7 protein-coding genes are annotated in these 12,624 nt (G+C 52.2%); 3 read left to right on the top strand and 4 right to left on the bottom strand.

All coding sequences use genetic code 11. The features are described from left to right. Positions 1–30: 30 nt before the first annotated feature. The 3 genes from ACN0YN_RS16220 to ACN0YN_RS16210 all read right to left on the bottom strand — a co-directional run bounded on the left by ACN0YN_RS16220 (position 31) and on the right by ACN0YN_RS16210 (position 4,766). Positions 31–1,152: a hypothetical protein gene (locus ACN0YN_RS16220; RefSeq protein ID WP_417386072.1), complete on the bottom strand. Its 1,122-nt coding sequence runs from the start codon at positions 1,150–1,152 to the stop codon at positions 31–33. A 260-nt stretch (positions 1,153–1,412) separates the two neighbouring features. Beyond that, a complete protein-coding gene (locus tag ACN0YN_RS16215; protein ID WP_417386071.1) occupies positions 1,413–3,524 on the bottom strand; it encodes a diguanylate cyclase in 2,112 nt (703 codons plus the stop codon). Between the two features lie 456 nt (positions 3,525–3,980). Continuing rightward, positions 3,981–4,766, bottom strand: coding sequence for an IclR family transcriptional regulator (locus ACN0YN_RS16210; protein WP_417386070.1), 786 nt, complete (start codon positions 4,764–4,766; stop codon positions 3,981–3,983). Positions 4,767–4,939: 173 nt separating this feature from the next. Here ACN0YN_RS16210 and ACN0YN_RS16205 point away from each other — a divergent pair, with 173 nt between their 5' ends. The 3 genes from ACN0YN_RS16205 to ACN0YN_RS16195 all read left to right on the top strand — a co-directional run bounded on the left by ACN0YN_RS16205 (position 4,940) and on the right by ACN0YN_RS16195 (position 10,940). Continuing rightward, positions 4,940–7,963, top strand: coding sequence for a DUF1553 domain-containing protein (locus tag ACN0YN_RS16205; protein WP_417386069.1), 3,024 nt, complete (start codon positions 4,940–4,942; stop codon positions 7,961–7,963). 7 nt (positions 7,964–7,970) lie between these two features. Beyond that, positions 7,971–9,419 carry a DUF1501 domain-containing protein gene (locus tag ACN0YN_RS16200; protein ID WP_417386068.1) on the top strand — a complete coding sequence of 483 codons (1,449 nt, stop codon included), beginning with the start codon at positions 7,971–7,973 and terminating at the stop codon, positions 9,417–9,419. A 174-nt stretch (positions 9,420–9,593) separates the two neighbouring features. Beyond that, the gene (locus ACN0YN_RS16195) at positions 9,594–10,940 is read left to right on the top strand and encodes an NAD(P)/FAD-dependent oxidoreductase (protein WP_417386067.1); all 1,347 of its coding nucleotides are present in this window, start codon (positions 9,594–9,596) and stop codon (positions 10,938–10,940) included. A gap of 259 nt (positions 10,941–11,199) precedes the next feature. On the opposite strand, the gene ACN0YN_RS16190 is transcribed toward ACN0YN_RS16195, so the two are convergent. Next, positions 11,200–12,564, bottom strand: a complete 1,365-nt coding sequence (locus ACN0YN_RS16190) for a DUF1501 domain-containing protein (protein WP_417386066.1) — start codon at positions 12,562–12,564, stop codon at positions 11,200–11,202. Between the last annotated feature and the right edge of the window lie 60 nt (positions 12,565–12,624).

The raw sequence follows: 12,624 nt of genomic DNA, 5'->3' as shown, positions 1-12,624 counted from the left end.
AAGCTTCTGATTGCTTTGCAGAAACATGTTTCACCTTCTGTCTCGGTAGTCTGGAAGTGTCTCACTGGTCGAAAAACGACTTAAGTCCGAGTGATTGATTTGTTCTATCTGACCTGAACCTGGAGCCGCCGTGGAAGCTGGTGTGCCAGGCAAGGGAGTGTAAGGGTATGACTGTAATGTATAAGGGCTCGGAGGCGGATCATCATTGATGTAAGGTGGCAGTGCAGGCTGCTTAATTACAGGAGCAGGGGGGTGAACTGCCGGTGTCTGTATGACTGAAGGAGGCTTGGGTACCGTAACCGGTGGTTGCTTGCGTAATTCTGGTTGAGGCAGCACGGGTTTGACTGGCGCGGAATCACCTTGCGGAGCTGGTGGTGGCGGCAAAGGCTGATGCTGCGGAACAGTCTGCAGGGGTTGTCTCGGTTGAGTTGCCTCTGGTTTTGGTGTCGGGAGTTCGTGGGGTTGCGGTCGTGGAGGTGGATTAATGATTGACGCCGGTGGTGCAGTTTGTGGTTCTGTATGAACCTCGGACTGCGGTTGGGCATAATAGACGTCGCCGGCATCCCACTGTTCTTCAGCCGACTGATTCCATCCGCTTAAAGAATAGGGTGTCGCAATTTTATTATAATCATAGCGTCCCCCAGCGAGGGCATGCTCTGCCCCGAGTTTATAGCCGGTAAACCATTCCTGAATTTCCAGATATCCTTCGGGAGTCCGGTAATGCGCGGCCCAGTACTCCTCAGGGGGTACGGGTGGGACTTCCCCGGATTCGCCCAGTGCGATATCAATATAGGCCTGCTGATATCCTTTTCGGAACGGCTTCGAAGGTTTCTCTTTACAATTGCAGGAAATCGTTTTGAGGGATTCTCGCGCGCATTTTTTAGCCGCATGTTTGACGACTAGCTTGTCGAGATCAGCCTGGTATCCATCCGGCGCATAGTAAGGGTGAGGAGAACATTTATCTTTATGAAACAGAAAGCATTTCTTCACCCGGTTGTAGGCGGGTGAGCAGACGCCGTACTCTTCACAATCTGTATGTGCACAACCCGTTAAGCCACACAGAGTCACAAGGAGAACCGTGAAGCAAACATCCCGGACTTCAAACCGGAAGGCTGTGTAAAAAGAATGTGTAGTGAATGATTTTAAAGCCACTATGGAGACCACCGTGCGCAGATTAATTGTGAATCGATACGCATGGTTTATCGGATTCCTGTTAAACCGCTGTGTACGGTTTTTCGCATCTTGACGATTATGCGGGGGTGTATGACAGATAAAATCGTTGGATATTCAAGATTTGACTCAGTCTGCGTGTCCCGAAAAGCTGGTGTAGATTACCTGTTTTGCAGGGCGAGGGGAGTTGAAGGGGGCAACCAGTGTCAATCGGCAGGATCTGCCGTTCAATGACAGTGAAATCATTCGGCTGCGAAGTAATCTTTCAACAGACGGAAGACACGTCCTGCCCGCTGTTGAAACACTTCAGGTTGTTTGATCCATCCCAGCGGGGTAATGCGAGTCGCGATTTCAACCTGCGAGGAAGCCTGACGTCGGTTGCCGTTCGATTTCTTAGTTGACGAACCGAAGACGACTTCGATTTCTACCGGTTTTCGATCGTCGGTTTTGCCCCAGAATGGAAGTAATCCCGACTTCCCCAGTCGCATTACGGCCCGGTTGGTGCTGACCTCGGTCAGTCGCGCCTGGTTATCGTTAACGAAACCACCCAGTTTGTAGACGATAAAGTCTGACGAAATCAGCGCATTGAAAGTGCTTTCAAATTTCATGGCCTCTGAAGGGGATTTTTCAGGCATCTCGTCAGGCAGTATCTCGCCTGACTTCATCTGTTCGCAGGTGAGAGTGCGAACTTTATTTCGTCCCGTTTCTTTCGCCTGGTATAATGCGGTATCTGCACGATGAAACAGACTTTCCAATGAATCGCCTGGCTCATACTGTGCGACCCCAAATGAAGCGGTGAGCCTGATGTTCGGCTGGCTTTCCATTTTCAGATTAGAAACGGCCAGTCGTAAACGTTCTGCTTTTTTGAAAGCATATTCCAGCCCCGTTTCAGGACAGAGGATGACAAACTCTTCTCCGCCATAACGGCCGACCAGTTCTCCAGAGTAGGTTTCATGCTGGAATAACCGTGCCATCTCTACCAGAACTTCATCGCCGGTCGAATGGCCATAGCTGTCGTTGATGTCTTTGAAATGATCTGCATCGATGAAGATCAGGCTCAGTGGCTCCGAATTCTGTTGTTTCTGGATTCGGGACAGCATGATTGCCAGCTGTGTTTCCAGTTCACCCCGGTTGGCAACTGAGGTTAACGCATCCAGGCTGGCAGCCAGTTTGAGATCATTGTATTCTTTCGGGCGTTTCAGGCTGCGGGACAGATCCCGGAAAATTTCGGTGACGCCAATCAGTCGACCGTCGTCGCTGAACATCGGGACGGACTGTACTTCGATATTAATCAGACGCCCGCCCGGTCGCTCCAGCATGAATTCGGTCGTCATCGGTTTGCCGTTGGCAATCACCCGGTTCATGGAGCATTCTGCGGAGCTGAGATTTGTGCCTTCCTTATTAGTGAGAGGCAGGCTGCTGCTGGTCCATGATTCTCCCAGCATATCAATAGCACGGAGGTCGGCCAGCTTTTCCAGTCCGGGGCTGAAAAGAACAAACTGAAAATCTGCATTGACGATATAAAAGCCGTCATACAGACTTTCGATCTGAAACAGATACGAGAAAATGTTACTGATCAGGTTTGCTTCCACAGCTTCCCGTTCTGTGAAATCTTTAGGCTGAAACAGACGATTCACTTCCAGTAATGCATCATGGAAGGCCTGCTTTTCATTCTGTTCCCAGCGTGAAAGTGCACAGACGATATTTCCGTCGAATTGTGTTCCCGCTGCTTCCATGAGAATCGACATGATTTCCTCATGTTTTTTCCCCGTGCGATAGACCTGGTCTGTCGCCAGCGAGTCGTAAGCGTCAGCAATTGCCAGGATGCGTGCTCCCTGATTGACTTCGCTGCCGATGAACTGATAACCGTTCGTGGCACCACTGAAGTGATAACGGGTCTGCGACAGGATCGTTAATACTTCGTGATCCGTACGGCAGGCTTGCAGGACGTCGATACCAATGTTGTGGTAATGCGACATCAGCTCAATTTCTTCGGACGTCAGTTTGCCTGGCTTGAAGATGATATGATCGGGGACGCCGATTTTTCCAATGTCGTGTAAGAGGGCGGCCACTTCGAGTCGTTTAAGATGGATTCCTTCCCAGCCCAGGTTTGTCGCGATACCTTTTGCCAGAAAAGCAACCCGTCTTGAATGACAGAGTGTGGCCGCATCGCGTGCCTGTAATGCTGAGAGCAGCTTGCGCAGGTGTTTCCGGGAAATCACCTGATCGATCATGTCGCTGTTGTCGGACTCCAGGGAATATTCTTCGAAGTCTTCCGAGAGTGAGATCAGCTGTCTGAGAATCTTTGAAGAGCCCATATTATAGCTGCCATGTACCGAGGATGAACTCGGCATGGAGTTATTCGATGCTATGAGGGGGCTGTTCATCGTGTGACCTTTGGTTTATCGAGCAGAGCTCTTACACAAGTTGTTCTGCTGGAACGCTTGTGTCTTGCATATCACAAAAAATTCTCTTTTTGCAATATCTGTGTTTCACAACGGAATGGAGAATGATTCAGCAGTCAGTTTTAAAACAGAGACATGGCAGAGTGTACTGGTTTCAGATGTGCATGTCTGTTTTAAGTTCAAAAGACATTTCAACGATACATCAAATCCATCCAGTTAAACTAAAGCTAGGTTGCGAATGCAGGATGTCAAATTGCAACACGCTTATGGAGGGATCAACTGCTTCGTCTGCGGGTTGGAATTCCGAGTGGGGCAATTATCGGGAAATGACAAGTTGAATCAGTTGAAATAATCGTGGCAACTGTGCTGATTGTATGGCCGCGGAGCGCGGGTTTCCGCTCGTGTTTAGCGATTGCAGGCGGCAGTGACGGCATCGGCCCGGGATTGAACGACCTGCCCCAGCGATTCGTATTCATCCTGGGGAATCCGTTCGGCAGGGCCTGTGATCGTGAACGCAGCGATACCAATGCCGTTCCGATCCAGAATGGGTGCCGCGATACAGCGGATTCCCACCAGACCTTCTTCATGATCGATGGCATAGCCGCGCTGACGGATCAGATCCAGTTCATTGAGGAATGCTTTTTTGGATGTAATGGTATGAGGCGTGAAGCGTTTAAAGTGAAGGCGGTTCACCAGATCATCGCGTTCATTCTCCGGCAGAAACGCCGCGATCGCTTTTCCGGGAGCGCAGCTGTAACACGGGGCGCGGGCTCCGATCTCGGCAGAGTACTTGAAGGCATGTCGCGCCAGCATCTGTTCCAGGATGACAATCTCCCGGTCGATCAGACAGCAGAGTTGAGTGGTTTCACCTGTAGTATCACGCAGTTCTCGCATCGGACCGATGGCACATTCCATCAGCGGACGATCCTGGACGGTCGGAGGGATCAACTGCAGGAACCGATTCGTCAGATAATATTTTTTGGAAGTGACATCGCGTGTGACATAGCCGAGTTCTTCCAGTGCTTTACCGATCCGCAATAACGAAGCCTGGGGAATGGAGAGTTCTTCGCTGAGTGCGCTCAACGTGCAGCCATGCGAATGTCGGGCGAGGTGCTCCAGCAGCGCGATTCCCCGCTGCAGACTGGGGGAAGCGGCTGCTTCCGATTTCCGTTTTGTGTCGGGAACGCTCATTGTTGTTGACTTCATATATGAAATAGGTTTCAATAGTGAAATATGATATGGCTCCAACAGAGGCATGTCAACCTCCACAGCCGGGGAACAGGAGTTCGGTAGCATCACAATACTCTTTTGAATGTCAGCAGAAAGATTTTGCCATGCGAGCAGGTGGTCCCGGATTGAGCTTTTTGACAGTCATAATCTGGCTGACTCTGTTTGTTTCCACGCAGGCAGAAGAACCGTTTCAAAATCCCAGGACTGCCGGTACTGATTTTGACCGTTTGATTGCTCCGTTAATCGCCGGGCATTGTCTGGACTGTCACGCCGGTTTGGACCCTAAAGCGGGATTTGATTTTTCCCGTCGCGCAGCTGCATTGCGAGGCGGCGAAACAGGACCGGCCCTGCAGGCGGGTCAGCCGGAAGAGAGTCTGGTGTGGCAATATATTGAATCGGATGCTATGCCGCCCGAACACCCGCTCACCGCAGCACAAAAACAGCTGTTCAAGCAGTGGATCGCAGCGGGTGCTCCCTGGGGAACCGATCCGATCGATGCCTTCAGTAAAACCACAGAGAAGCGAGGCGGTTATGACTGGTGGTCCCTTCAGCCTCTACAGGATCCTGCTGTTCCCTCTCTTTCCGATGATAACTGGGTACAAAATCCGATCGATGCTTTTATTCTGCGAAAGCTGCGCGAGCAGGGACTGAAGCCTCAGCCTGACGCCGATCGTCGTGCTTTAATTCGACGTCTTTCTTATTCGGTCACCGGATTGCCTCCCGAACCGGAAGAAGTGGAAGCCTTCCTGAAAAATGAGTCCCCTGACGCTTATGAGAAACTCGTTGATCGCCTGCTTGCGTCTCCCCACTATGGAGAGCACTGGGCAAGGCACTGGCTGGATGTCGTCCGCTTTGGCGAGAGTAACGGCTTTGAGCGAGATCAACCGCGATTGAATGCCTGGCCTTATCGTAACTGGGTGATTGAAGCGCTGAATCAGGATCTGCCCTATAATCAGTTTGCAAAGTTACAACTGGCCGGTGATCTGCTGAAGCCGGACGATCCGCAGGCGGTGAAAGCCACCGGTTTCCTGGTGGCAGGTCCGCATGATGTGGTGATTCCCGTCAGTCAGACGATGCGAGCGACAATGAAACAGGACGAACTGGAAGACATCGTCGGCGTTGTAGGTCAGACGTTTTTAGGTTTAACGGTCAATTGTGCCCGTTGTCACGATCACAAATTCGATCCCATCAGCCAGCAGGAATACTATCAGTTCGCAGCGGCACTTTCCGGAGCAGGGCACGGGGAACGGGTTCTGCCAGATCCCGTGTATGAAAAGGCGCAACAGGAACTGGCACAGACGAAGAAGACGCTTCGCGAAACTCAGGATGCGCTGTCTGAATTAGAGTCCCTGGCCCGGAAGCGGATTCTGGCTTCCCGAACAGCGCAGGAAAAGATGAACTTGCCACCGGCGTTCACTTCACCAATTGCCGCCTGGGATTTTCGGAAGAGCACACAGGACGTGGTGGGTGGATTGCAGGGAACTCTGCATGGTTCTGCCAGACAAACAGACGAGGGACTGCTGCTGGATGGAAACAAAGCCTATCTGAAAACAGAGCCTCTCAAGCAGGGATTGACCGAAAAAACACTGGAAGCCTGGGTGAAGCTGTCTAATCTTGAACAGCGCGGCGGGGGTGTGTTGAGCGTGCAGACTCTGGATGGCAATCTGTTTGATGCGATCGTGTTTGGCGAACAGCAGCCGGGACACTGGCTGGCGGGCAGCGATCATTTTCACCGTACAAAATCGTTTCAGGGTCCGCAGGAACAGGATGCCGTGGAAAAGGAAGTCCAGCTTGCGATTGTGTATGCTGCGGATGGCAGGATCACCGCCTATCGCAACGGTCAGCGTTATGGAAAGCCTTACCAGTCAGTCGGCCTGCAGTCGTTTTCAGCAGAGAAATCAGAGGTCCTCTTTGGTTTGCGACACGGTTCGCCCGCTGGAAATCGACTCTTGAAGGGAGTCATCACGAAAGCCCGTTTATATGACCGTGCCTTGACTTCCATGGAAATTCAGGAGTCTGCAAAAGGAGGGGGCACTTTTTTCTCTGAGGAAGAACTGGTTGCCGTACTTTCATCGTCAGAGCAGGCAAAACGAAAAAAACTGCGGCGAGAACGGGCTGAGCTGCAGACCAGAATGAAACAGCTGCAGTCCGTTCAACCCAAAAAAGTTTATGCGGCTGTTTCGCGTGATCCTGGTGAAATGCATCTTTTGAAACGAGGCAGCGTTGCAGCACCAGCGGGAGTTGTCAGTCCGGGGGGCTTGAAAGCAATTCAGGGAATCAATGCAGATCTGAAGCTGGCGACGGATTGTTCTGACCATGATCGCAGGATTAAATTTGCGAACTGGGTCACCAGCTCTGATAATCCGCTCTTCGCGCGCGTCATCGTGAATCGCGTCTGGCACTATCATTTTGGCCGGGGACTTGTGAATACTCCCAATGATTTCGGGTTTAATGGCGGACGCTGCAGCCATCCGGAATTACTCGACTGGCTGGCGTGCAGACTGATTCAGGAGAACTGGAGTCTGAAGTCATTGCACCGTTTGATTCTGCTCTCCGCCGTCTATCAGCAGTCAGCGCAGTTCAATGCTGAGGCTATGAAAGTCGATGCCGATAATCAATGGTTATGGCGCAAGAGTCCGCAGCGCATTGAAGCGGAATCGATACGCGATTCCATTCTGAAAATTTCCGGTCAGTTGAATCCCGAGGTTGGGGGGCAGGGGTACCAGGATGTGAAATCCTATTTCTTCAAAGGGACTCAATTTTATGAACCCCTCGATCCCGTAGGCGAAGAGTTTAATCGCCGGTCCATCTATCGATTTTCCGCCAGAGGCGGGAGACATCCCTTGCTGGAAACGTTCGACTGTCCGGACCCCTCGACGACGACACCAGATCGCGCTTCGACGACAACACCCCTCCAGGCACTCTCGCTGATGAATGCGTCTTTTATTTTACGAATGTCAGACCGACTGGCGGAACGTGTGCAGCAGCGTGTGGGAACCGGGGTGGAGAGCCAAGTGACAGAACTGTTTTTACTGGCCTATCAACGTCCGCCACAACCTGCTGAGTTATCATCGGCCAGCGCGTTCTGTGAGAAACATGGACTGGCTGCTTTGTGTCGGGTCGTATTGAACAGCAATGAATTTTTATATGTGAATTGAGAACAGAATGTCATTTCAAAATAAAGATCATGCGATGTCGCGTCGTGAATTCTTTTCCTGGGCCAAGACTGGTCTGGCAGGAACGGCGCTGATGGATCTGCTGTTACATCAGAAATCTGTAAGAGGAAAATCGCCAGACAAACAGGTTTCGCCGGCACCTCATTTTCCCCCTCGGGTAAAACGGGTGGTTCATATCTGTCTTATTGGCGGTCTGAGTCATCTGGATTCCTTTGACTATAAGCCCTCGCTCAAAGCCCTGCATGGGAAGGCGATGCCCACGGATAAAACTCCGGAAACGTTTTTTGGAAAGGTGGGGCTGTTACGCAAAAACGATTTTGAATTCCGCCAGCGCGGGGAGAGTGGCCTCTGGATTTCCGATCTGTTTCCGCACATCGCGGCCCAGGCGGACGAGCTCACTTTGTTGCGGTCAATGAAAGCGGATTCCGCCAATCACACACCGGCAACGTTCCAGGAGAATACCGGATTTCGTTTGAATGGTTTTCCGGTTCTCGGTTCCTGGCTTTCGTACGGTCTGGGATGTGAAACCGATGAACTTCCTTCGTTCGTTGTGCTGCCTGATGTACGTGGCTATCCCGCTGCGGGAACGATCAACTGGTCGAATGGGTTTTTACCCGCTTTGCATCAGGGAGTGCCATTTCAATCTCAGGGGCCAGCGATCCGCGATTTATTCCCGGAGCGTGAGATCTCGAAAACCACGGAACAGGCCAGTCGTCAATTATTAAACCAGTTCAATCAGGGGCACCTGGAGCGGATGGGGGCGAACAGTGATCTCGAAGCCCGGATTCGCAGCCATGAGCTGGCTGCCAAAATGCAGCTGGCAGTGCCCCGGGTGACGGATTTGTCCGCCGAAACTGCGGCAACTCAGTCCCTGTATGGATTTGATTCCGAAGTGACGGCACCTTTTGCCCGTAACTGTCTATTGGCGCGACGCTTACTGGAGCAGGGAGTTCGATTTGTACAACTGTTTTCCGGGGGCCCGTTTGGTTCACCACGCATCAACTGGGACGGCCATGAAAATGTGAAGGGGAACCATCTTCGCGAAGCAGCCCGGATCGATCAGCCTGTTGCGGCTTTAGTTCAGGATTTGAGGCAGCGGGGCATGTTGGATGACACTCTGGTGCTCTTTTCCACGGAGTTTGGGCGGACCCCGTTTACACAATCAGCTTCCGATCAGGTCGGTACGGGCCGCGATCACAATATGAATGGTTTTTCGGTCTGGATGGCGGGGGGCGGGCTCAAGCATGGCTTCAGTTATGGTGCCACTGACGAATTCGGCTGGAAATCCGTCGAAAAACCGATTGCCTGGCACGATTATCACGCCACCGTGCTGCATCTACTGGGGATTGATCACACCCGTCTCACCTGGTACCACAACGGAATCGAACGCCGCCTGACGAACGTGCATGGCGAAGTGATTCATGAGATTCTTGCCTGAAATTCACTTGAAATTGTTGTTTCCGGTCAGATCGCCTCGATTTTTCAAGAAGATATTTTGTGTGTATGGACGAATCGACTAGAATGGCTATAGTGTGTTTTCTTAATCGGCATTAAAAGGGGCGCTTACTTCTGTCTGATTGAATAGATCGTCCTGTCTAACAAATTTAGTGAAATGAATACTATACAGAACCCTCGAAGCAAGTCCGATTCCAGACGGGTACTGATCATCGGCGGTGGTTTTGCCGGATTGAACGCGGCACTGGAACTGGGGGGAGTAGCCGGAGTGGACGTCACTCTGGTGGATCGCCATAACTACCACTTGTTTCAACCACTGCTCTATCAGGTTGCGATGGCCGGTCTCAGTCCGGCGGACATTGCCACCCCTATTCGCAGCCTGCTCTCAGCCTATCGCAACACCAGCGTGCTCCTGGGGGAAGCGGAATCAATTGACCTTCCCGCGCAGAAAGTCAAATTTGATTTCGGTGAGCTCGAATATGACTATCTGGTTCTGGCCTGCGGTGCGACACACAGTTATTTCGGCCATAATGAATGGGAAAAATATGCACCCGGCCTGAAGACGATCTCGCAGGCGACGGAAATTCGCAAGCGGGTACTCTCTGCCTTCGAGCATGCAGAACGCATTACCGATCCCGATGAACAGAAGAAGTATCTGACATACGTCATCGTCGGTGGTGGTCCTACCGGTGTTGAACTGGCAGGCGCCATCGGGGAGATGAGTCGCTTTACTCTGTCCCGTGATTTTCGCCGAATCAATCCGAGTCATACCCGTGTGATTCTCGTGGAAGCAGGACCGCGAATTCTGCCTATGTTTTCTGAGCAACAATCCAACCGGGCCGCACGTGACCTGGAGAATCTGGGAGTTCAGATCTGGACTTCCTCTGTGGTCACCGATATCAACGATGAGGGTGTGCAGCTGGGGGATGAGCGAATTCGAGCAGCGACTGTATTGTGGGCTGCGGGAGTCGAGGCTTCTGAGCTCGGACAGTCAGGGGGCATGCACGTTGATAATCGAGGCCGAGTCCTCGTCGAACCGGATTTGAGCCTGGAAGGATATCCGAATGTCTTTGTGGCTGGCGACCAGGCTAGTTTTACACATCAGACAGGAAGTCCGCTGCCGGGAACAGCCCCCGTTGCATTACAGCAGGGGCGATTTATCGGCAAAACAATCCGCCATGAAGTCAAAGGCAAGCCACGCAGCAAGTTCCATTTTCGGGACAAAGGCCAGATGGCAACCATCGGCCGCAGTCGCGCCATTGTGGAAATGGGACGGCTCAAGCTGACCGGTTTTTTTGCCTGGGTGGTCTGGCTGGTCGTGCACGTCTTTTATCTCACCGGATTTAAAAACCGCGTACTGGTCGTGATGCAGTGGGCCTGGTCCTATCTCAGTTTCCGACGCGGAGCACGACTGATCGTCGATCGTGGCTGGGTTCCTGCAGATGAACAGGAATCGGCAAAGGAGCCAGAAGAAGAGGAAGTCACTGTTCCTCCAGAGCATTAACCACGAAAAAAGGGTGTAAGTCTCGTTTTTGCATGCTATTCCTCATATGCTGAATGACAGAATCTGTCTTTGATCAGTTGAGGAAACCATGAAACTGCAGATTGCCGCTTTTCGATTTGATGTCACGCCTCCCCTCGGCCATTCTTTGTGTGGTGGTTGGATTCCGTCTGCTGCGAACATAGAAGATCCCCTGGAAGCGATCGGGTTTGCTGATGCAGGGAATTCAGACGCCGATGCAAGGATAAGCTCAGAGCAAGTTTCAGATCAGCCCGGCAATCGGTTTTCCGTGGGGCAGAATGGGAATGGGGCGTCCCTGATGGTCGACCAGGGATTGGGTGTAATCGATGCCCAGGTGTTGGTAGATGGTGGCCAGCATATCCTGTGGCGTGCAGGGGTTGTGTGTCGGGTACTCTGCTTTGGAATTGGTGGCACCGACGACTTGTCCCATTTTAAGATTGCCGCCTGAAAAGAGTGCGGTGTATGCCTGGGGCCAGTGGTTACGACCGGTTCCCGAGTTATTCGATGAGAGTCGGGGGGTGCGTCCGAATTCACCAACCGCTACGACCATGATTTTTTTCTCCAGATTTCGTTCGTGAATGTCTTCGATGAGTGTCGCCAGTGCCTGGTCCATATAAGGCAGACGGACTTTCATGTATTTGGCGAAATGTCCCGGGCGGCCCGCGTTGAGAACGTGGTCATCCCAGTTCGTGAATTCCTGTCCGTTTTTCGGAGTGTTGAAGTACAGGGAGACCACACCGCAACCGGCTTCGGCGAGTCGGCGTGCCAGCAGACAGCCCTGTCCCCACATGTTGCGTCCGTAACGTTCACGCAGGTCATCCGGTTCACGGTCAATTTCAAACGATCTGGCTGCTGCGGGGCTGGTCAGCATTTGAAAAGCCAGGTCGCGAAATTTGTCATTGCCTTCCAGGTCGCCGGAGAGATCAAGGTCATTCCGCAACTGGTCGAACTGCCTTAACAGCTGACGACGTTCCAGCAGATGCTGGCCATCCAGTCCGGCCTGCAGTTTCAGGGAAGGGGGACGATAGTTTGAAGATGACGGGTCCGTGGATTCAAAAGGTCCGTGCTGCATGCCGAGGTAAGTCGGTTGTACCATGTAGATCTTCGAAGGAATCGAGACATAAGGGGGCGTTCCCTTATCCGATAATCCCCGCATGACGCTGGTGATAGAACCAAAATCGGGGTGTTCGCTTTTTGAGCCTGACGTCGGATCAAGCTTGGTGGGACGTTTGCCCGTCAGCACGATGATGCCACCATCACTGTGGATTCCCACATCATGGTGCAAGGATCGAACCAGAGAAAACTTATCGGCGATTTTGGCCTGGCGGGGGAAGAGTTCGCAGATATCCATTCCCGGTACATTGGTCGAGATCGGATTGAAGAGGGAGCGATAGTCCGAGGGGGCTTCCGGTTTGAGATCGTAAGTCTCCAACTGGGAAGGACCGCCATGCAGAAAGAGAAGGATTACCGAGGTGTCCTGGCGCGTCTGACCTGCTTCACTGCGCAATGACAGCAATTGCGAGAGCGACAACCCGCCCAGGCATAAGGAACCAACGCGCATGAATTCCCGACGATTCACCGGTCCGTTACATGGCTTGTCCGCCATTTCGTTTTATCCTGTTCTGGAACCCCTGGAGGCGTATCAGGCAAAGTGATAAATATCAAC

This window comes from Gimesia sp. (genome assembly GCF_048260065.1).
In the GTDB taxonomy this organism is placed as follows: Bacteria; Planctomycetota; Planctomycetia; order Planctomycetales; family Planctomycetaceae; genus Gimesia.
The sequence above is the reverse complement of the archived record's forward strand: the minus strand, read 5'-3'. Positions and strand labels throughout refer to the sequence as shown.